The sequence below is a fragment of the Pseudomonas imperatae genome, from assembly GCF_057128625.1.
In genome coordinates, this window is record NZ_JBSKHP010000042.1 from 1 (window position 1) to 21373 (window position 21373).

General features: G+C 67.0%; 18 protein-coding genes. 8 read left to right on the plus strand and 10 right to left on the minus strand.

Annotated features, from left to right (window positions below; genetic code table 11):
- Positions 1-152: 152 nt before the first annotated feature.
- Both ACWKWX_RS31205 and ACWKWX_RS31210 read right to left on the minus strand, forming a co-directional pair.
- Positions 153-704 carry a cytochrome b gene (locus ACWKWX_RS31205; RefSeq protein ID WP_483829791.1) on the minus strand — a complete coding sequence of 184 codons (552 nt, stop codon included), beginning with the start codon at positions 702-704 and terminating at the stop codon, positions 153-155.
- The gene (locus tag ACWKWX_RS31210; RefSeq protein ID WP_483829792.1) at positions 701-1681 is read right to left on the minus strand and encodes a DUF1853 family protein; all 981 of its coding nucleotides are present in this window, start codon (positions 1679-1681) and stop codon (positions 701-703) included. Before ACWKWX_RS31210 ends, ACWKWX_RS31205 begins: the two co-directional genes overlap by 4 nt.
- Before the next feature lie 375 nt (positions 1682-2056).
- On the opposite strand from ACWKWX_RS31210, the gene ACWKWX_RS31215 reads away from it, so the two are divergent.
- Genes ACWKWX_RS31215 through pepN form a run of 6 tightly spaced genes read left to right on the plus strand, consistent with a single transcriptional unit; the run spans position 2057 to position 8556 of the window.
- A complete protein-coding gene (locus ACWKWX_RS31215) occupies positions 2057-2947 on the plus strand; it encodes an NAD(+) kinase (protein WP_416425987.1) in 891 nt (296 codons plus the stop codon).
- A complete protein-coding gene (locus ACWKWX_RS31220; protein ID WP_416425985.1) occupies positions 2947-3918 on the plus strand; it encodes a metallophosphoesterase in 972 nt (323 codons plus the stop codon). Before ACWKWX_RS31215 ends, ACWKWX_RS31220 begins: the two co-directional genes overlap by 1 nt.
- A complete protein-coding gene (locus tag ACWKWX_RS31225) occupies positions 3915-4784 on the plus strand; it encodes a rhomboid family intramembrane serine protease (RefSeq protein WP_476300951.1) in 870 nt (289 codons plus the stop codon). The genes ACWKWX_RS31220 and ACWKWX_RS31225 overlap by 4 nt, the downstream gene beginning before the upstream one ends.
- A gap of 14 nt (positions 4785-4798) precedes the next feature.
- On the plus strand, positions 4799-5059 hold the full coding sequence (locus ACWKWX_RS31230; protein WP_008371636.1) for a YeaC family protein: 261 nt from the start codon (positions 4799-4801) through the stop codon (positions 5057-5059).
- Positions 5056-5886 (plus strand): DUF2797 domain-containing protein, encoded by an 831-nt coding sequence (locus ACWKWX_RS31235; protein WP_416425981.1) that lies wholly within the window; start codon positions 5056-5058, stop codon positions 5884-5886. The genes ACWKWX_RS31230 and ACWKWX_RS31235 overlap by 4 nt, the downstream gene beginning before the upstream one ends.
- Positions 5887-5898: 12 nt before the next feature.
- A complete protein-coding gene (gene pepN, locus ACWKWX_RS31240; RefSeq protein WP_483829793.1) occupies positions 5899-8556 on the plus strand; it encodes an aminopeptidase N in 2658 nt (885 codons plus the stop codon).
- Between the two features lie 249 nt (positions 8557-8805).
- Here pepN and ACWKWX_RS31245 read toward each other — a convergent pair whose 3' ends face one another.
- Entirely contained in the window at positions 8806-9102 is a 297-nt protein-coding gene (locus ACWKWX_RS31245; RefSeq protein ID WP_476300947.1) for a DUF3077 domain-containing protein, read from the minus strand.
- Positions 9103-9576: 474 nt separating this feature from the next.
- Here ACWKWX_RS31245 and ACWKWX_RS31250 point away from each other — a divergent pair, with 474 nt between their 5' ends.
- On the plus strand, positions 9577-10371 hold the full coding sequence (locus tag ACWKWX_RS31250; RefSeq protein WP_416425976.1) for a hypothetical protein: 795 nt from the start codon (positions 9577-9579) through the stop codon (positions 10369-10371).
- 60 nt (positions 10372-10431) lie between these two features.
- Positions 10432-11043 (plus strand): DUF5666 domain-containing protein, encoded by a 612-nt coding sequence (locus tag ACWKWX_RS31255; RefSeq protein ID WP_416425974.1) that lies wholly within the window; start codon positions 10432-10434, stop codon positions 11041-11043.
- A gap of 70 nt (positions 11044-11113) precedes the next feature.
- On the opposite strand, the gene ACWKWX_RS31260 is transcribed toward ACWKWX_RS31255, so the two are convergent.
- The 7 genes from ACWKWX_RS31260 to ACWKWX_RS31290 form a co-directional block, all read right to left on the minus strand.
- Complete coding sequence (locus ACWKWX_RS31260) at positions 11114-14248, minus strand: multidrug efflux RND transporter permease subunit (protein ID WP_483829794.1); 3135 nt, start codon at positions 14246-14248, stop codon at positions 11114-11116.
- 8 nt (positions 14249-14256) lie between these two features.
- Positions 14257-15402: an efflux RND transporter periplasmic adaptor subunit gene (locus ACWKWX_RS31265; protein ID WP_476300940.1), complete on the minus strand. Its 1146-nt coding sequence runs from the start codon at positions 15400-15402 to the stop codon at positions 14257-14259.
- Between the two features lie 291 nt (positions 15403-15693).
- Positions 15694-16695, minus strand: coding sequence for a sulfate ABC transporter substrate-binding protein (locus tag ACWKWX_RS31270; protein WP_416425968.1), 1002 nt, complete (start codon positions 16693-16695; stop codon positions 15694-15696).
- A 91-nt stretch (positions 16696-16786) separates the two neighbouring features.
- Positions 16787-17611, minus strand: coding sequence for an ion transporter (locus tag ACWKWX_RS31275; protein ID WP_483829795.1), 825 nt, complete (start codon positions 17609-17611; stop codon positions 16787-16789).
- Between the two features lie 39 nt (positions 17612-17650).
- Entirely contained in the window at positions 17651-18499 is an 849-nt protein-coding gene (locus ACWKWX_RS31280) for an urea transporter (RefSeq protein ID WP_483829796.1), read from the minus strand.
- A gap of 87 nt (positions 18500-18586) precedes the next feature.
- Entirely contained in the window at positions 18587-20002 is a 1416-nt protein-coding gene (pyk, locus tag ACWKWX_RS31285) for a pyruvate kinase (protein ID WP_416425962.1), read from the minus strand.
- The gene (locus ACWKWX_RS31290; RefSeq protein ID WP_483829797.1) at positions 19999-21273 is read right to left on the minus strand and encodes a glycerate kinase type-2 family protein; all 1275 of its coding nucleotides are present in this window, start codon (positions 21271-21273) and stop codon (positions 19999-20001) included. The genes pyk and ACWKWX_RS31290 overlap by 4 nt, the downstream gene beginning before the upstream one ends.
- Positions 21274-21373: the final 100 nt, after the last annotated feature.

Below are 21373 nucleotides of genomic sequence, written 5' to 3' on the forward strand. Positions count from 1 at the left end.
CAACACTGCTGCCGAACAACCTGCCATTCACCGCTCTCACCTCAGATTCTATTCCCTTCTCTAGACACAAGCTGCCGCAGGCTGCGTCCGGCCGTTACGCGGTGTGCCTGCCGAGGCGTGGTGATCTTGGACGCGGCGTGACGTCGAGATCATCAGCCCTGCTTGCGCGGCAGCATCCGTACCAGGGTGTTATCCCGCACCACGTAATGGTGATACAGCCCCGCCAGCGCATGCAGGCCAATCAGCCAATAGCCCCAGGTGCCGATCTGCTCGTGCCAGTGCTTGATCTGCTTCGCCGCCTCGTCGTTCGGGCCGATCAGGTGGGGCAGTTCCAGTCCCCAGAACGGCACCGGCTTGTCGGCGGCGCTGAGGATGAACCAGCCCAGCAGCGGCATGGCCACCATCAGCGCGTACAGCAGGGTATGCATCAGGTGCGCAAGGCCGGTCTGCCAGGCCGGCGGCTTGGGGATGATTTTAGGCGCGCTGCCAGCGATTTTCGCCGCCAGGCGTATCCACACCAGCACGAACACGGTCAGCCCGGTCATGAAGTGCAGCTGCACGATCAGCGCGCGGCTGTCGCTGCCCTTGGGGAAGTTGCCGCGCAGTTCGATGCAGGCGTAGACGATGGCCAGCAGCACCAGCATCAGCCAGTGCAGGGCGATCGACAGGCTGCCATAGCGGGCCTCGGTGTTTTTCCAGGTCATTGAATTTCCTCACGGTCGTTGCATCTTTTTATAGGTGGCGCATTGGGCCACAGGTCCGCGACCAGAAACAGCCGTTCGGCCTCTTCCCAGGCGCCATCGCTGGCTTGGACCAGGCGCACCAGCAATTGTGCCGGGGCCAGCGGGTCCAGCGCCTGCAGCCACTGCTGCAGTTGCGCGGCGTCCCAGGTGTCCTGCTCGGCATAGCGCGCCGGCGCCAGCCAGGCGTGGCGTGGCAGCAGCTGCCAGCGCCCGGCCTGGCTTTGCAGGTAGAACGCCGGCCAGTCGCGCTGGTGCAGCCACCGGCCGCGCAGGTGCTGGGGGTGGGCGCCGGGCGGCGGTTGCGCGGTGCCGGGCCAGGGGTACAGCAGGTAGCCGCCCAGCCACAATTGCGCGCTGAACTGCACGATGCCCAGCGCCGCCAGGGCCTGGCGGCTTTCGTCGCGGGCAGAAATGGGCAACTGGTGCTGGGCCAGGTGCGCCAGCTTAAGGTCCAGGCGGTCGTGGCTGCCCGGGCCCAGCCACAAGGCAGCGTGCTCGCCGTCACTGGCCTGGGGCCCCAGGTACAGCTTGATAGCCAGCTCCAGGTGGTGCACGCCGCCGCCGTCGCGCAACAGGATGTCCAGCTCGCCCAGGGTGTGCCCCTCGCGGCGTATCGGCAGGTTCGAGGCAATCAGCTCGATGCCCGGCGCCTGGCTCAGGGCAAACTGCCACAAGCGCTCGTAATAGAGCCCCAGGCGACGAGTGGCGGCGCCCCGCGCCAGCCAGGCCACCAGCGGGCTGTGATCCACATCCAGCGCCCGCAGCCACGCCTCCAGCCGCCAGGGCTGCGCCACCCAGTCGCTGCCGGTCAGCGGGTGGCGCTGGGGCCACGGCGTCTCGGCCAGCATCGGCGGCGCCAGGATCACCCACGCCAGGTCGCGCACCTGCGGCTGGCGCAAGTGGCGGGGTAGAGCGGCTAACGTGGGAAATAGAGTCATCGTGCGAGCATAGCCGGTTGGCAACCACCACGCCGATCTCAAGGCCTGCACCAAAGGCTAAAACCTCGGTCCATCAGGCCATGGCACGGTGCAACAAATGTAGCTGCTGCCGCCAGGCTGCGGCCCGCCGTGCGGACGGCGGGTGGTGGCCGTTACGCAAATCCCGAGTCGGCCCATAACCGCTGGCCGGTATGAACCCTGGAGATCTCCAGCGGGGCATAGGGCCAGCGCAGCCTTCGGCAGCGGTTACGGTGCTTTAGCCACCCCATACACCAAACCTTTTTGTCCTGCCGGTTGCTTTCGCCCATAATCGACCCCACGTTTCCCAAGGCGCCGCACCGTGGCCGCGCCCGTTCCAGACCCCGCAGGAGCCCCATGGAGCAATTTCGCAATATCGGTATCATCGGCCGCCTCGGCAGTTCCCAGGTGCTTGATACCATTCGCCGCCTGAAAAAATTCCTGCTCGACCGGCACCTGCACGTCATCCTCGAGGACACCATTGCCGAGGTCCTGCCGGGGCACAACCTGCAGACCTCGACGCGCAAGATGCTCGGCGAAGTGTGCGACATGGTGATTGTCGTCGGCGGCGACGGCAGCCTGCTGGGCGCCGCGCGGGCGCTGGCCAAGCACAACGTGCCGGTGCTGGGCATCAACCGCGGCAGCCTGGGCTTCCTCACCGACATCCGCCCCGACGAGCTGGAAGTGAAGGTGGCCGAGGTGCTGGACGGCCACTACCTGGTGGAAAACCGCTTCCTGCTGCAGGCCGAAGTGCGCCGCCACGGCGAGGCCATCGGCCAGGGCGACGCCCTCAACGACGTGGTGCTGCACCCCGGCAAGTCCACGCGCATGATCGAGTTCGAGATCTACATCGACGGCCAGTTCGTGTGCAGCCAGAAGGCCGACGGCCTGATCGTCGCCACGCCCACCGGTTCCACCGCCTACGCGCTGTCGGCGGGCGGGCCGATCATGCACCCCAAGCTCGACGCCATCGTCATCGTGCCCATGTACCCGCACACGCTGTCGGGCCGGCCGATCGTGGTGGACGGCAACAGTGAACTCAAGATCGTGGTGTCCAAGGACATGACCATCTACCCGCAGGTGTCCTGCGACGGCCAGAACCACTTCACCTGCGCCCCGGGCGACACCGTCACGGTCAGCAAGAAGTCGCAGAAACTGCGCCTGATCCACCCGCTGGACCACAACTACTACGAAGTCTGCCGCACCAAACTCGGTTGGGGCAGCCGGCTGGGAGGCACAGGAGACTGATGCTCGATCCCGCACGCAGCTACGATCTGATCGGTGACGTGCACGGTTGCGCTCATACCCTTGAGCACTTGCTCGACACCCTCGGTTACCGCAAACAGGGCGGTATCTGGCGGCACGCCCAGCGCCAGGCGCTGTTCCTGGGCGATATCATCGACCGCGGCCCACGCATTCGCGAGGCGCTGCACATCGTCCACGACATGGTCGACGCCGGCCAGGCGCACTGCATCATGGGCAACCATGAATTCAACGCGCTGGGCTGGTGCACGCCGGCGCCGCCGGGCAGCGGCAAGCAGTTCGTGCGCGAGCACACGCCGCGCCATGCACGGCTGATCGGCGACACCCTGGCGCAGTTCGAACAGCACCCCGGCGACTGGAAAGACTTCGTGCAGTGGTTCTACGACATGCCGCTGTTCATCGACGCCGGGCGCTTCCGCCTGGTGCACGCCTGCTGGGACCACAGCATGATCGAGCTGCTGCGCGGCCAGTACCCGGACGGCTGCATCGACGAGCACTTCGTACAGGCCGCCGCGGTGCCAGGCAGCTTTGCCTGCAACGTCTTCGACCGCCTGCTGCGCGGCACCGACATGCGCCTGCCCGACGGCCTGACCCTGACCGGCGGCGACGGCCTGACCCGCGCCTTCTTCCGCACCAAGTTCTGGGAAGACGACCCGCAGACCTACGGCGACATCGTCTTCCAGCCCGACGCGCTGCCCGAAGAGGTGGCCAGCACGCCGCTGTCCAGCAGCCAGAAAAACAACCTGCTGCGCTACGGCATCGACGAGCCGCTGCTGTTCGTCGGCCATTACTGGCGCAGCGGCCGGCCCTCGGCCATCCGCCCCAACCTGGCCTGCCTGGACTACAGTGCCGTGCTCTACGGCAAGCTGGTGGCCTACCGCCTGGACCAGGAAACGCTCATCGACCCGCACAAGTTCGTGTGGGTGGACGTGGAACGCGCGCAGGTGCAGCCATGAGGCCAGTGACCGTGATGCGCGTGCCCCTGGGCACCGACCTCAGCGGCTTCGTACAGCTGCTGGCGCGCCTGCAGGTGCCGCACCGGGTCAGCGAGGAGCGCGGCGAACAGGTGCTGTGGGCCGTCAACGAACAGATGGCCGCCGACATCCGCGACCTGTACGCCCGCTACCCCGACGGCAACGCCGACCTCGACCTGAGCAGCTACCAGCCCCGGCCACGAATATCGCGGCCCAGCCTGGCCGCCCAGGCCCGCGCCTGCCCGGCCACGGCGCTGGTGTTGCTGCTGTGCCTGATCGTCGCCGGCCTGACCTACCTGGGCGACAACTTCGACACCCTGCACTGGCTGACCTTCCAGGACTTCAGCTTCGACAGCGAAAACCTCTACTTCCTGCCCCTGGGGGCCAGCCTCGACGCCGGCCAGTGGTGGCGGCTGTTCACGCCCATGCTCCTGCATTTTGGCGTGCTGCACCTGGCCATGAACGCCCTGTGGTATTGGGAGCTGGGCAAGCGCGTCGAAATACTGCAGGGCCGCATCAACCTCATCGGCCTGACCCTGCTGTTCAGCCTGGTGTCCAACACGGCCCAGTACTGGTACAGCGGGCCGACCTTGTTCGGCGGCCTGTCCGGCGTGCTGTACGCGCTGCTGGGCCACGTGTTCGTGTTCCAGTGGCTGGCGCCCAACAACGTCTACCGCATGCCGCGCAGCGTGCTGGTGATGATGCTGGCGTGGCTGGTCATCTGCATGACCCCGCTGGTGGGCATGTTCGGCCAGATCGCCAACGCCGCCCACGTCGGCGGGTTGTTGGTCGGTTGCCTGACAGGGCTCTTGGGTGGCGCCTTCGCGCGCCGTAAACTACGCGCATAAATTCTGGAGACGCCATGACTTCCTTCGCCCACATGATCGAAAACATCACCCCCGAAATCTACGAGAGCCTGAAACTGGCCGTGGAAATCGGCAAATGGTCCGACGGCCGCAAGCTCACCACCGAACAGAAAGAGCTGTCGCTGCAGGCGGTGATCGCCTGGGAGATGCAAAACCTGCCCGAAGACCAGCGCACCGGCTACATGGGCCCGCAGGAATGCGCCTCGAAGTCGGCGCCGGTGGCGAACATTCTGTTCAAGTCGGATGCTGTCCATTGAACGAGATTGGTCGCGGTACCCTGAGCAAGATGGCCACCCGGCTCGACGAGTCGGCGGTCCAGTACAGCTTTCGCCTGGGCGACGTCGAGATCCCGGTCAATGACCTGATCGGCAAGCCCCTGCGCCTGGAATACCTGGGCGCCATCCACTGCACCCACTGCGGTCGCAAGACCAAGACCAGCTTCAGCCAGGGCTACTGCTACCCCTGCATGACCAAGCTGGCCCAGTGCGACGTGTGCATCATGAGCCCCGAGCGCTGCCACTACGACGCCGGCACCTGCCGCGAGCCGTCCTGGGGCGAGCAGTTCTGCATGACCGACCACGTGGTGTACCTGGCCAACTCGTCGGGCATCAAGGTCGGCATCACCCGCGCCACCCAACTGCCCACCCGCTGGCTCGACCAGGGCGCCAGCCAGGCCCTGCCGATCGTGCGCGTGGCCACCCGCCAGCAATCGGGGCTGGTGGAAGACCTGTTCCGCAGCCAGGTGGCCGACCGCACCAACTGGCGCGCGCTGCTCAAGGGCGACGCCGCGCCGGTCGACCTGCCCCAGGTGCGCGACATGTTGTTCGACACCTGCGGCGCCGGCCTGTCGATGCTGCAGGAACGCTTCGGCCTGCAAGCCATCCAACCCTTGCATGACACCGAAGTGCTGGAGATCCGCTATCCGGTCCAGGCCTACCCGGCCAAGATCGCCAGTTTCAACCTGGACAAGAATCCGATCGCCGAGGGCACGCTGCTGGGCATCAAGGGCCAGTACCTGATCTTCGACACCGGCGTGATCAATATTCGCAAATACACGGCGTACCAGCTCGCCGTGCATCAGTAGAAGGATGTCAGCATGCGCACCGAACAGCCGAAAATGATTTACCTCAAGGACTACCAGGCCCCTGAGTACCTGATCGACGAAACGCACCTGACCTTCGAGCTGCACGACGACCATACCCTGGTCCACGCGCAGCTGGTCATGCGCCGCAACCCGGCCCGCGGGCCTGGTTTGCCGCCGCTGGTGCTGGACGGCCAGCAGCTTGAACTGCTGTCGGTCAGCCTGGGCGACGTGGAACTGGGTGCCGCCGACTACCAGATCGACGACAGCCACCTGACCCTGCACCCCACGGCGGCCAGCTTCACGCTCGACACCAGCGTGCGCATCCACCCCGAGACCAACACGGCGCTGGAAGGCCTGTACAAGTCCGGCAGCATGTTCTGCACCCAGTGCGAGGCCGAGGGCTTCCGCAAGATCACCTACTACCTCGACCGCCCGGACGTGATGAGCAAGTTCACCACCACGGTGAGCGCCGAGCAGCACAGCTACCCGGTGCTGCTGTCCAACGGCAACCCGATTGCCAGCGGCCCCGGTGAAGACGGCCGCCACTGGGCCACCTGGGAAGACCCGTTCATGAAGCCGGCGTACCTGTTCGCCCTGGTGGCCGGCGACCTGTGGTGCGTGGAAGACAAGTTCGAGACCGCCTCCAAGCGCGACGTCACCCTGCGCATCTACGTCGAGCCGGAAAACATCGACAAGTGCCAGCACGCCATGACCAGCCTGAAGAAGTCCATGCGCTGGGACGAAGAGGTGTATGGCCGCGAGTACGACCTGGACATCTTCATGATCGTCGCGGTCAACGACTTCAACATGGGCGCCATGGAGAACAAAGGCCTCAACATCTTCAACTCCAGCGCCGTGCTGGCCCGCGCCGAAACCGCCACCGACGCCGCCCACCAGCGTGTCGAGGCCATCGTCGCCCACGAATACTTCCACAACTGGTCGGGCAACCGCGTTACCTGCCGCGACTGGTTCCAGCTGTCGCTGAAAGAAGGCTTCACGGTGTACCGTGACGCCGGCTTCTCCTCGGACATGAACTCGGCCACGGTCAAGCGCATCCAGGACGTGGCCTACCTGCGCACGCACCAGTTCGCCGAAGACGCCGGCCCCATGGCCCACCCGGTGCGCCCGGACAGCTTCATCGAGATCTCCAACTTCTACACCCTGACCGTGTACGAGAAGGGCGCCGAAGTGGTCGGCATGATCCACACCCTGCTGGGCAACGAAGGCTTCCGCAAGGGCAGCGACCTGTACTTCGAACGCCACGACGGCCAGGCCGTGACCTGCGATGACTTCATCAAGGCCATGGAAGACGCCAACGGCGTCGACCTGACCCAGTTCAAGCGCTGGTACAGCCAGGCCGGCACCCCGCGCGTGCAGGTCAGCGAGACCTACGATGCCGCGGCCAAGACCTACAGCCTGCACTTCCACCAGACCTGCCCGGCCACCCCGGACAAGGCCGAGAAGCTGCCGTTCGTGATCCCCGTGGCCCTGGGCCTGATCGACGCCCACGGCAACGACCTGCCGCTGCAACTGGCCGGTGAAAGCGCGCCGGTGGGCACCAGCCGCGTGCTGTCGGTGACCGAGGAAGACCAGACCTTCACCTTCCACAACATCGACGCCAAGCCGTTGCCGTCGCTGCTGCGCGGCTTCAGCGCGCCGGTGAAGCTGAGCTTCGACTACAACCGCGACCAGCTGATGGTGCTGATGCAGCACGACAGCGACGGCTTCAACCGCTGGGACGCCGGCCAGCGCCTGGCCGTGCAGTGCCTGCAGGAACTGACCGCGCAGTACATGGAAAACCAGCCCATGGTGCTCGACCCACGGCTGGTCACCGCCCTGGGCACCGTGCTGGCGAACCACAGCCTGGACCAGGCCATGGTCGCCGAGATGCTCTCGCTGCCGAGCGAGGCCTACCTGGCCGAGCTCAGCGACCGCGCCGAAGTGGACGCCATCCACGCCGCCCGCGAATTCGCCCGCGCGCAGATCGCCGAGCACCTGTACGGCGCCCTGTGGCAGCGTTACCAGGCCAACCGCGCCATCTCGCGCGAGACCGCCTACGTGCCGGAGGCCGAGCACTTCGCCCGCCGCGCGCTGCAGAACATCGCCCTGTCGTACCTGATGCTGACGGCCAAGCCGGAAGTGCTGGAAGCCACCCTGGAGCAGTTCGACGCCTGCGACAACATGACCGAGCGCCTCACCGCGCTGGCCGTGCTGGTCAAGTCGCACTTCGACGCCGAGAAAGCCAAGGCCCTGGAAACCTTCGCCGAACACTTCAAGGACAACCCGCTGGTCATGGACCAGTGGTTCAGCGTGCAGGCCGGCAGCACCCTGCCAGGCGGCCTGAAACGCGTGCAGGCGCTGATGCAGCACCCGGCGTTCACCCTGAAGAACCCCAACAAGGTGCGCGCCCTGATCGGCGCCTTCGCCCAGCAGAACCTGGTCAACTTCCACGCCGTGGACGGCTCGGGCTATCGCTTCCTGGCGGACCTGGTCATCCAGCTCAACGCCCTGAACCCGCAGATCGCCTCGCGCCAACTGGGCCCACTGACCCGCTGGCGCAAATACGACCCGCACCGCCAGGCGCTGATGCGCGGCGAGCTGGAGCGCATCCTGGCTTCCGGCGAGCTGAGCAGTGACGTGTATGAAGTGGTGAGCAAGAGCCTGGCGTAAGCTGGCTGTTGTTCAATCAGGCGCCGCACCTGCCTTGCAGGGCGGCGCCTTTTTTGTGCCTTCGCGCTTTGCGTAGCCGCTGCCGCCAGGCTGCGCTGGCCCTGCGCCCCGCTGCAAATCTCCAGTGAACTCCAGGGCCAGCGCAGCCTTCGGCAGCGGCTACGTGTTCGGCGGGGGATTGGTTGCGTTGGCGGACGCGGCCTGCGGCCGCTGCTACGGGTTTATCCCACGGGCACTTGCGATGCTGGCCTATCTGGAGGCGTGCACACCTTGCAGCGAAGCAGCAACTAACCCGCTACTCATCTCAGTGAGGCATTCGATTGCGTGGTTCAGCGCTTGGGCTGCCTCTACCGTAGCATCACAACGCTCGTCCGCCAGCACACGGATGGTGTTGAGGATCGCGTTGGCACTCTGCAGTGCCTCATCGATCGGCACATCGCCACGTACCGTGAACAGATGACCGGAAGGGCTTGCTCCAAAGTCGATTTCGCAGGTGGTAGGCAACGGTGAAAGGGTTTCGGATAAAGCTGCGGCGCAGATGGACATGATTCGATCCCATGTTGAGTGAAGATCGCCACTAACCCTTCGACAAGTTGGGTGGCAGACCGTGCGGCGTTCGAAGTCGGGTAACTCTCGATCAACATGGAAGCCAAGAGGCCCGCGCCACACGGCCCGCCATAAAGCAAAGCAAAAGGCAAAAAAATGCCCCAGCTTTTATGGGGGCGCTACTGCGCCATGTTGATTGAGTGCCGGCTTCGACCCCGGGTCGTTGATTTGGCAACGACGGGGGAAGGTTATCTTTACAGGCGGATGACTGCAAGCGCCGTGTGGCCGCAGCCTTCGGCAGCGGCTACGTGTACGGCGGGGGATTGGTTGCGTTGGCGGACGCGGCCTGCGGCCGCTGCTACGGGACCTTGGGGTGATGTGGTCGCGTCCGCGCGCCACGCCAAATCAACCATCAAGAATCCCCACCCGCCGCCGATACGTCCCAACGCCCCCTGGACTTTTCGGCTGACATTCATGAAGCAGTTTTTCAACAAGCCTTACCTGTTACCCACTCTTATTTCCCTGGTGCTGCTGGCCGTGGTGTCGCTGTGGCTGAGCCCGGCGCTGGACGTGCTGGCGCTGGCGCGTGACCTGCGCTGGCTGGCGGTGCTGGCGCTGTTCCTGTACAGCCTGTTCTGCTGGGCGTGCATCTCCCTGGGCCGCTGGGGCGAGGTGGCGTGGAAGCGCGCCGACTACCTGTGGCTGGGCTGCGTGGCGCTGGCGCTGGTGGTGCAGGCGGCAGGCGAGGGCAGCCTGCGCTGGGTGGCCACGGCGTTGCTGCTGGTGTTGGCGCTGGCGTTGCGCGCGGCCAAGGTCAAGGCCGAGGTGCTGCTCAAGACCCCACGCCGCCAGCCGGTGTGGCTGATTCTCAACCAGCGCCTGGAAATTCCCTCCGAAGGCCGCCTGGACATGAAGGCCCAGCGCGCCAAGGTGCGCCTGGTGCAGCTGCTGCGCGACTGGCGGGTGGGCAAGTTTCCCCTGGCCCATGTGCAGGTGGCGGCAAAGGCGCCGGACCTGCTGGCCAGCTCGGTGGTCGAGGTGAAGCCGCGCTTCAGCGAGCCGGAGTTCAGCTACGACTTCCAGCACTCGCTGGAGGCCACCGACCTGGGCCGCTGGATCCTCGAACAGCCGGTGAACACCGTGTACCTGTTCGGCGAAACCAACGCCACGCTGTTGGCCCAGCTGTTCCGCTGGGGCAAGGACCACGACCTGGAAGTGATCATCGATGGCGGCGTGACCCTGCTCAACGAAGAGCACGCGCTGGCCTGAACAACGGTGATAGAGTGGGAATTGATCGCTAGCTATCGATTTCCCTCAGGAGTGCCGTTCATGAAGCTCAAACGCTTGTTCACTGCATCCAGCCTGGCCCTGGCGGTGCTTGCCAGCAGCGGCCTGCACGCCGCCGACGCGCAGCCCACGGGCGTGCGCGGGGCCATCACCGCCATCAACGGCGACGACCTGCAGGTGAAGACCAACCGCGGCGAAGACGTGGTGGTGCACCTGACGCCTGACACCCAGGTGCGCGGCGTGACCTTGGCCAACATCGCCGACATCAAGCCGGGCAGCTACGTCGGCTCGGCCGCCATTCCCCAGGCCGACGGCACCCTCAAGGCCCTGGAAGTGCATGTGTTCCCGCCGTCCATGGCCGGCACCGGCGACGGCCACCGCGCCTTCGACCTGGCGGCCAACAGCAGCATGACCAACGGCAGCGTCGGCGACCTGGTGGTGGCCAACGGGCGCACCATCACCGTGAAGTACAAGGGCGGCGAGCAGAAGATCCTGGTGCCGGACGACGTGCCGGTGGTCAACCTGGTGCCGGCTGACCGCAGCCTGCTCAAGCCGGGGGTGAAGATCGTGCTGTTCGCGCAGAAGGCGGCGGACGGCAGCTACACCGCGAAGGCCATTTCCGCTGGGGAAAATGGCCTGAAGCCGCCGATGTAAGGTGGCGGCGCCCCCCGCCCTGTAGCCGCTGCCGCCAGGCTGCGCTGGCCCTTCCATGCGCCGCAGATCTTCAGTGCACCGACGGGCCAGCGCAGCCTTCGGCAGCGGCTACGGAGGGGGTAGGGCGCCGGCGCAAGCGCACCACCAAGCCATACAGCAACGGCACGAAGAACACCGTCAGCACCGTCGCCGACAGCATTCCGCCGAACACGCTGGTGCCAATCGCCCGCTGGCTGGCCGAACCCGGGCCGGTGGCCAGGGCCAGGGGCAGCACGCCGAACATGAACGCCAGCGAGGTCATCACGATGGGCCGCAGGCGCATGCGCGCCGCGTCCAGTATCGACTGGTGCAGGCTGGCGCCCTGGCGGTGCAGGGTCTCGGCCACCTCGATGATGAGGATGGCGTTCTTCGCCGTCAGGCCCATGATGGTGATCATCCCCACCTTGAAGTACAGGTCATCGGGCATGCCGCGCAGGTGTGTGGCAGCCAGCGCGCCCAGCAGCCCCAGGGGGATGGCGAGGATCACCGCCAGCGGCATCGACCAGCTTTCATACAGGGCGGCCAGGCAGAGGAAAATCACCAGCACCGACAGCCCGAACAGCAGCGGCACCTGGTTGCCCGACAGGCGCTCCTGGTACGACTGCCCGGCCCACTCGTAGCCCACGCCCACCGGCAGCTGCGCCACCAGCGCGCCCAGCGCATCCATGGCCTGGCTGGTGCTGTAGCCCGGCGCCGGCTGGGCGCTGATGGCCATGGCCGGGAAGCCGTTGAAGTGGTCGATCTGCAACGCGCCCAGGGTCCAGCGCATGCTGACGAAGGCACTCAGCGGCACCATGTCGCCATTGCTGTTGCGCACCCGCGCCTGCAGCAGGCTGTCGGCGGCCTGGCGGTCACGGCCCTCGGCCTGCACCAGGATGCGCCGCACCTGGTTCTTGTAGATGAAGTCGCCCAGGTACTGCGAACCGTAGAGCGTGGCCAGGGTGTCGTTGATCTCGCTGACCGCCACGCCCATGCTCTGCGCCTTGACCCGGTCGATGCTCACGCGCAGCTGCGGCGCGTCGTCCTGGCCGGAGAATGACACGTCGGCCAGCACCGGGCTCTTGGCCGCCAGGGCCAGCAGCTGGTCCTTGGCCGCCAGCAGCGCGTCGTGGCCCAGGCCACCGCGGTCCTGCAGGCGCAGGTCGATGCCCTCGGTGCGGCCCATGGAGGGCAGCGGCGGTGTGTTCAACGCCTTCACCGTGGCCTTGGGCTGGCTGGCGGTGCCGTGGGCGAAGTGCGTGTTGATGCGCTGCATGATCGCGTCCACCTGCTGGTCGGGCTGCTTGCGCCGCGACCAGTCGATCAGCGTCGGCCACACCATGGCCGCGTTCTGGCCGTCGCCGAAATAGCTGAAGCCCTGCATGGCGAAGCGGCTTTCGATGTTCGGGTCCTGGGCCATGAAGCGCTGCACCTCGTCCACCACCTGGCGCGTGTCCGCCTGGGTGGCGCCGGTGGGCAGCTGGATCACCGTGGCGAAATTGCCTTTGTCTTCCTTGGGCAGGAAGCCGCCCGGCAGGTAGGCGAACAACAGCGCGCACAGGCCCAGCAGGCCGGCGTACAGCAGCATGAAACGCAGCGGCCGGCGCAGGAAGGCGTCCAGTGCCCGCAGGTAACGGGCGGCGAACGCCTGGCTGGCGCGCGCCACGCGGCCGGGGCTGGTGCCGTGGCTGGCGGGCTTGAGCAGGGTGGCGCACAGCGCCGGGGTCAGGCTCAGGGCCAGGAACGCCGACAGCGCCATGGGCACCGCCAGCGCCACGGTGAACTGCCGGTAGATCTGCCCCACGGCACCAGGGAACAGCGCCATGGGCACGAACACCGCAGTCAGCACCAGGGTGATGGCGATGATGGCGCCGCTGATCTGGCCCATGGCCTGCAGGGTGGCCTCGCGCGGACCCACGCCTTGCTCGGCCATGATCCGCTCGACGTTCTCCACCACCACGATGGCGTCGTCCACCAGGATGCCGATGGCCAGCACCATGCCGAACAGCGTCAGCACGTTCAGCGAAAAGCCCAGCACCAGCATGGCCGCGCAGGTGCCGGCCAGGGCGATGGGCACCACCAGGCTGGGGATCAGCGTGGCGCGCCAGTTGCCCAGGAACAGCCACATCACCGCGAACACCAGCACCATGGCCTCCACCAGGGTGTAGCCAACCTTGACGATGGACAGGTGGACGAAGGTCGAGGTGTCGAAGGCGGTGTGGTAGTGCAGGCCCGGCGGGAACTCCGGCGCCAGCTCGGCCAGGGTGGCCTTGATGGCGTCGGCGGTCTGCAGGGCGTTGGCGCCGCTGGCCAGCTTCACCGAGATGGCGCCGGCGTAGCGGCCGTTGAGGAACGCCGGGTAGTCATAGTTCATGCCGCCCAGCTCCACCCGTGCCACGTCGGCCACGCGCAGGGCCGAGCCGTCCGGGTTCACGCGCAGGGCGATGGCGCCGAACGCCTGGGGCGTGTCCAGCTCTTCCTGCACCGCCAGCGGCGCGGTAATCGCCGTGCTGGCCGGCGACGGCGGGGTGCCGATGGCGCCCAGGGTAATGCGCTGGTTCTGCAGGCTGATGGCATTGACCAGCTCGGTGGTGGTGATGCCGGTGGCGGTCAGGCGCTGCACGTCGGGCCAGATGCGCATGGCGTACTCGGGGCTGTACACCTCGACGCCGCCCACCCCCGGGGTGCGCAGCAGGGCCGGGCGGACCACGCTGGTGGCGTAGTCGCCCAGCTCGATGTCATCGACGTTGGGGTTGTCGGCGGTCAGGGTCACGAACATCAGCTCGTTCTGGCCGCTCTGTTCCACGGTCAGGCCCTGGCGCCGCACGCTCTCGGGCAGGCGCTCTTCCACGCGCTTGAGGCGGTTCTGCACCTCGACCGCCGCCAGCTGGGTGTTGGTGCCGGTCTCGAACGACAGGTTCAGCTCGATGGTGTTTTCCGAGCTGTTGGAGGCGAAATACAACAGCCCCGGAATGCCGCTCAGCTCACGCTCGATCACCGCCGTGACGGTGCGTTCGGCCACCTCGGGCGAGGCGCCGGGGTAGCTGGCGGTGATGCCCACGCGCGGCGGCGCGACGTTGGGGTACTGCTCCATGGACAGGCGCGTGGCCGCGCCCAGCCCGGCCAGCAGGATGACAATGGCGATGACCCAGGCCATGACGGGCCGGGCGATGAAAAAGGCTGACATGGGATTCCCTATGAGCGGTCGGCTACCGTGCCGGTGTCGGCGGAAGGTTTCACGGCCACGGCCTGGCCGTCACCCAGGGCGCCGCCGTCGAGGATCACCTGCTCGCCGCCGTCCAGCCCGGCGCTGACCCGCCACTGGCGGCCCTGCAGGGTCTGGGCCTGGACGTTGACCTGGCGCGCGTGGCCGTCCTTGAGCACCATCACGTAGGCGCCGTCGCGGGTGCGGGTCAGCGCCTGCTGTGGGATCAGCACGTCGTGGTGGCCGCCGGCGCGTTCGAACTCCACCTGCACGTACAGGCCGGGCAGCAACAGCTGCTCTGGGTTGTCGAACTGCGCGCGCAGGGCCACGGTGTCGGTTTTCGGGTCTACCGCGGTGTCGGTGAACAGCAGCTTGCCGGCGCGCTTGTACAGGCTGCCGTCGCTCAGGCGCAGGGTCACGCGGGCGGCACCGGGGCTGTCCTTGAGCGCCTCGCCCAACGCCAGGAAGTCGCTGGCTGGCTGCGAAAAGTTGACGTAGATGGGGTCCAGCTGTTCGACGGTGGTCAGCGGCGTGCCTTCGTCCTGGCCGACCATGGCGCCTTCGCTGACCAGCGCGCGGCGGGCGCGGCCAGCGATCGGCGCCTTGACGCTGGCGTAGTCCAGTTGCAGGCGCGCGCTGCGCACCTTGGCTTCGGCGGACAGCACCGCGGCCTTGGCACGTTTCTCGGCGAACAGGTCCTGGCGGCTCTGCTGCACGCTGATGGAATTGTCCACCACCAGCTGCTGGGAACGGCGGGCAATGTCGCCGGCAGACTCGGCGGCCACGCGCGCCTGGGCCAGTTCAGCCTCGGCTGCGGCCAGCTGGGCGGCAAACGGCGCCGGGTCGATGCGGAACAGCAGGTCGCCGGCGTTCACCGCCGCGCCCTCGGTGTAGGTGCGCTGCTCGACGATGCCGGCCACGCGGGCGCGGACCTCGGCGGTGCGGAAGGCTTCCAGGCGCCCGGTGAGCACCGTGGTGCGCGGTTCCAGGGCCGGCGTGGCGGTGGCCACGTCCACGGCAATCGGCCCGGCGGCGGCCGCCTGGGTGGGTGAAGCAGGCTTGTCGCAGCCCACCAGCATCCCGCTGGTGGCAATCGACAGGACCAGGGCTTTTAGCGTGGGCGTGAAGCTGGGCATGGTCGTACTCGGGTCGGCTCTCTTCATGAGAGGGGTGGGGCGTGAAGAGCAATGGCTGTGCCAATGTAGAAAGGACGAAACAATTGGCCGCTGGATTACCGTGGGTGGCGCTTTTTTATAACTGTGTGGGACGATCGTGCTATTGACGGCACCAGCATGGTGCGCCGTAGCCGCTGCCGCTAGGCTGCGCTGGCCCTGTGCCTCACTGGAAATCTCCAGCGTGGAGGTGGGCCAGCGCAGCCTTCGGCAGCGGCTACAGGTATTGCGTTGTGGCAAATGTTCAGGAAGGTGTCACTGCTGGGTATAGATCTGGTCGAACACGCCGCCGTCGGCGAAGTGGGTCTTCTGCACGGTGCGCCAGTCGCCGAAGGTCTTTTCAACCGACAGGAAGTCGACCTTGGGGAAGCGGTCCTGGTACTTGGCCAGCACCGCCGGGTCACGCGGGCGCAGGTAGTTCTGCGCGGCGATGTCCTGGCCTTCCGGCGACCACAGGTACTTGAGGTAGGCCTCGGCCAGGGCGCGGCTGCCTTTCTTGTCCACCACCTTGTCGACCACGGCCACCGGCGGCTCGGCTTCGGCGGAGACGCTGGGGTAGATGACTTCGAACTTGTCGCGGCCGAACTCGCGGGCAATCATTTCCGCTTCGTTCTCGAAGGTCACCAGCACATCGCCAATCTGGTTGGTCATGAAGGTGGTGGTGGCGCCACGGCCACCGGTGTCCAGCACCGGTACCTGCTTGAACAGCTTGCCGACGAAGGCCTTGGCCTTGTCCTCGTCACCGCCGTTCTTCAGCACGTAGCCCCAGGCCGACAGGTAGGTGTAGCGGCCGTTGCCGCTGGTCTTGGGGTTGGGGACGATCACCTGCACGCCGTCCTTGAGCAGGTCGGGCCAGTCTTTCAGGGCCTTGGGGTTGCCCTTGCGGACGATGAACACGGTGGCCGAGGTGAACGGCGCGCTGTGGTTGGGCAGGCGCGTTACCCAGTCGTCGGGCACCAGCTTGCCGTTGTCGGCCAGGGCGTTGATGTCGGTGGCCATGTTCATGGTGATGACGTCGGCGGGCAGGCCGTCGATCACCGAGCGCGCCTGCTTGCTGGAACCGCCGAAGGACATCTGCACGCTGACCGGCTCGTTGTGCTCGGCCTGCCAGTGTTTCTGGAACGCGGCGTTGTAGTCCTTGTAGAAATCACGCATCACGTCGTAGGAAACGTTCAGCAAGGGCGGCTGGGCAGCCTGGACCAGCCCGGCCAGGCCCAGCCCGGCGGCGAGCAGCGAGGCGCTCAAGAGTTTGTGCATGGTGGATGTCCCTGTTGTTGTCGTTGGAATCAATTGGCCAGCCACTATAGCCGGGCGCTGTTGGCGCCCGAAAGACCGAAAAGTTGGGCGCTTATGGAGTTTTTTCAAACAAGGCATTTCCGCAACGGGAGCAGAACGCCGCCTCGCTGTCGTGATCGGCCTTGGCGCACACCGGGCACGGACGTTCCTGGCGCTCGCCGCGCATGGCGTTGGCCAGCTCGGCGGTGAAGATGCCGGTGGGCACGGCGATGATCGAGTAACCGGTGATCATCACCAGCGCCGAGATCATCTGCCCCAGCGGGGTCTTGGGCACGATGTCGCCGAAGCCCACGGTGGTGAGGGTGACGATGGCCCAGTAGATGCCCATGGGAATGCTGGTGAAGCCGTGCTCGGGGCCTTCGATCACGTACATCAGGGTGCCGAACACCGTCACCAGGGTGGCCACGCTGAGCAGGAACACAATGATCTTCTGGCGGCTGCCGCGCAGGGCCGACATCAGGTAGTTGGCCTGGCTCAGGTAGGGGCGCAGCTTGAGCACGCGGAAGATGCGCAGCATGCGGATCACCCGCACGATCATCAGGTACTGGGCGTCGCTGTAGTAGATGGCGAGGATGCCCGGCACGATCGCCAGCAGGTCCACCAGCCCATAGAAGCTGAAGGCGTAGCGCAGCGGCCGCGGCGTGCAGTACAGGCGCAGCAGGTATTCCACGGTGAAGATGCCGGTCAGGCCCCATTCAATGTTGGCGAACAGGGTGGCGTACTCGCGGTGCACGCCTTCGATGCTGTCGAGCATCACCAGCACCAGGCTGGCGAGGATGATCAGCAGCAGGGTGGTGTCGAAGCGCCGGCCGGCCACCGTGTCGCTGTGGAAGATGATGGTGTAGAGCTTCTGGCGCAGGGTGCGTTGGCTTTCCATAGGGTCCGGGTTCCTGAACATGGACCAAGCCTAGGGCGTTTACCGGCGACTGTGCAAGGTGCCCTCCACCAGGCTGGCGCGGGCACCGGCGCGCACCAGCCAACAGGCGAGAATGAACGGCGCGGTGAGGCCGGGCAGCGGCAGGCTGGCGAACCCCGGTTGCAACAGCAGCGCCAGGCCGATGGCCAGCACTGCGCGCAGCGGCTGGGCGCTAAAGGCCAGCGCCGCCAGCGCCGGGTTGAAACCGTACAGGCCGGGCAGCGCTGGCTCGCCCTGCAGCCAGGCGAAGGCCAGGCCGGCGGCAGAGCCCAGCAGCGCCCAGCGCGCGGCGCGGCGGTCGGCCAGGTACAGGCCCAGGGCAATCAGCGCGCCAGCCAGGGGGCTGGGCAGCACGAAGATCTGCCCCAGGCCGGTGAGCACGTCACTCAGGTTGAAAGTTTGCAGGTTGCCAGGGGCGGGGCTGATGCCCAGGGCCAGGGCCCAGCCGGCCAGCACGAACGGCGCGGTGTAGGCGGGCAGGCAGCTGGGGCGCGCGCAAACGCGCAGCCAGCGCGCCAGCAGCAGGCTGCTCAGGCCACTGGCGGCGATGATCAACAGGGGCAGGGTCAGGCCCAGCGGCAGCCACTGGCTGAACAGCAGGCCGATCAGCACGCCGTTGTAGCTGTACAGGCCGGCCTGGCGGTGTTCGCGCAGGTAGCCACGGCGTTGCGCGGTGAGCAGGCCGCTGGCCGCGCCCAGCAGCGCGCCGCCCAACAGCTGCGGGGCGCCCACCAGTATCGCCAGCAGGCAGCACAGGCCGCACAGCGGGTTGCGTTGCAGCAGCACCTGGCTGAAGCCGTTGAGCAGGGCGGTGGCCCAGTCGGGGCAGTGAATTGGATGTCTTGCCATAGGCGCTCCTGTGGGAGCTGGCTTGCCAGCGAGCTTTTCGGTACCACCAAAAACTCGCTGGCAAGCCAGCTCCCACAGCCTCGGTTTCTAGACCAGCGTTTCGATACGCAGCGAATTGGTGCTGCCCGGCTTGCCGAACGGCACGCCGGCGGTGATCACCAGGGTGTCGCCACGGCTGGCCAGCCCTTGCGCCTGGGCGATTTCCAGCGCCGTGGAGCAGACTTCCTCCACCTGCCGCAAGCGGTCATTGACCACCGAACGCACGCCCCAGGCCACGCTCAACTGCCGGGCCGTGGCCAGGTTGGGCGTGAGGTTGAGGATCGGCACCCGCGGCCGTTCGCGGGCGGCGCGCAGGGTCGAGGCGCCGGATTCGCTGTAGTTGACCAGCACCGCTACCGGCAGAATCCCGCTGATACGGCGGATGGCGCAGCTGATGGCGTCCGACACGGTGGCCTCGGCCTGGGGCCGGCTGACGTCCAGTTGCGCCTGGTAGTCGGGGCCGCTTTCCACCTGGCGGATGATCTTGCTCATCATCTGCACCGCTTCCAGCGGGTAGTCGCCCGAAGCGGTCTCGGCCGACAGCATCACCGCGTCAGCGCCCTCGGCCACGGCGTTGGCCACGTCGGTGACTTCGGCGCGGGTGGGTGCGGGGGCGAAGCGCATCGATTCGAGCATCTGCGTGGCCACCACCACCGGCCGTCCCAGCGCGCGGCACACGGCGATGATGCGCTTCTGGATCTGCGGCACGGTCTCGGCCGGCACCTCCACGCCCAAATCGCCACGGGCCACCATGATCGCGTCGCTGAGCCGCGCGATCTCTTCAAGGTGCACCAGCGCCGAGGGTTTCTCGACCTTGGCCATCAGCCGCGCGCGGCCGCCGATCAGCTCGCGGGCCTCGAGGATGTCCTCGGGGCGCTGCACGAATGACAGCGCCACCCAGTCCACTCCCAGCTCCAGGCCGAAGCTCAGGTCGCGGCGGTCCTTGGCGGTCAGCGGGCTGAGCTCCAGCACCGCCTGGGGCACGTTGACGCCCTTGCGGTCCGACAGCTCGCCGCCGGCAATCACCTGGGTGTCGATGGCGTCGGCATGCCTGGCGGTCACCTGCAGGCGCAGCTTGCCGTCGTCCAGCAGCAGGTCCATGCCCGGCTCCAGGGCGGCGATGATCTCGGGGTGCGGCAGGTTCACCCGGCGCGCGTCGCCGGGGCTGGTGTCGAGGTCCAGACGGAACGCCTGGCCGCGGTGCAGCAGCACCTTGCCGTCGGCGAAACGGCCGACGCGCAGCTTCGGCCCTTGCAGGTCCATGAGCACGCCCAGGGGCGTGTTCAACTGCGCTTCCACGTCGCGAATCCATTCCAGGCGCTGGGCGTGGTCGCCGTGCTCGCCGTGGCTGAAGTTGAGGCGGAACAGGTTGACCCCGGCCAGCGCCAGTTGGCGGATGTCTTCCTGGCTGCGGGTGGCAGGGCCCAAGGTGGCGAGGATCTTGGTGTTCTTGTAGGCGGTCATGGCGCGGTGGCCTCCAGAATCAGGATGGCGCGGAAGTCGTTGACGTTGGTGCGCGTGGGTTCGGTAACCACCAGGTCGCCCAGCGCCTGGAAGTAGCCATAGCCGTTGTTGTTGTCCAGCTCGGCGCTGGCGCTCAGGCCCAGTTGCGCGGCGCGGCGGTAGCTGCACGGGGTCATGACCGCGCCGGCGTTGTCCTCGGAGCCGTCGATGCCGTCGGTGTCGCCGGCCAGGGCGTAGATGCCGGGCTGGCCCTTGAGGCTCTCGGTGAGGCTGAGGAGGAATTCGGCGTTGCGCCCGCCGCGGCCGTTGCCGCGCACGGTGACCGTGGTCTCGCCCCCGGAGAGAATCACGCACGGCGCCGCCAGCGGCTGGCCGTGAATGGCGATCTGCCGGGCGATGCCGGCGTGCACCTTGGCCACTTCCCGCGACTCGCCTTCCAGGTCGCCGAGGATCAGCGGGCTGAAGCCGGCGGCGCGCGCCTTGACGGCGGCGGCCTGCAACGACTGCTGCGGCGTGGCGATCAGTTGGAAGTGGCTGCGCGCCAGGCACGGGTCGTCGGCCTTGACGGTCTCCGATTCAGGGTTGTGCAGCCAGTCGCGCACGGCCGGTGGCACCTCGATGTGGTAGCGCGCCAGGATCGCCAGCGCCTGGGCCGAGGTGCTGGGGTCGGCCACGGTGGGGCCGGAGGCGATGACCGTGGCCAGGTCGCCGGGTACGTCGGAAATCGCGTAGGTGTGCACGGTGGCCGGCCAGCAGGCCTTGGCCAGGCGGCCGCCCTTGATGGCGGAGAGGTGTTTGCGCACGCAGTTCATCTCGCCAATGGTGGCGCCGGATTTGAGCAGCGCCTTGTTGATGGCCTGCTTGTCGGCCAGGGTGATGCCGGCGGCGGGCAGGGCGAGCAGCGCCGAGCCGCCGCCCGAAAGCAGGAAGATCACCCGGTCGCTTTCAGTGAGGTTGCTGACCAGTTGCAGCACGCGCTCGGCCACGGCCAGGCCGGCGGCGTCGGGCACCGGGTGGGCGGCTTCCACCACCTCGATTTTCCGGCAGCTGGCGCCGTGGCCGTAGCGGGTGACTACCAGCCCGCTGACCTCGCCCTGCCAGCAGCGCTCGACCACTTCGGCCATGGCGGCTGCGGCCTTGCCGGCGCCGATGACGATCACCCGGCCGCTGCGGTCGGCGGGCAGGAAGGGTTCCAGCACCTGGCTTGGGTGGGCTGCGGCGATGGCCGTGGCGAACAGCTCGCGCAGGAAGGATTGCGGATCGACTGACATGGCAGGCTCCCGGAAGAATTCTTGTTTTTGGAGTGAGGTGTGGGAGCTGGCTTGCCAGCGAGCTTTTTGCGCCCCCGAAAAGCTCGCTGGCAAGCCAGCT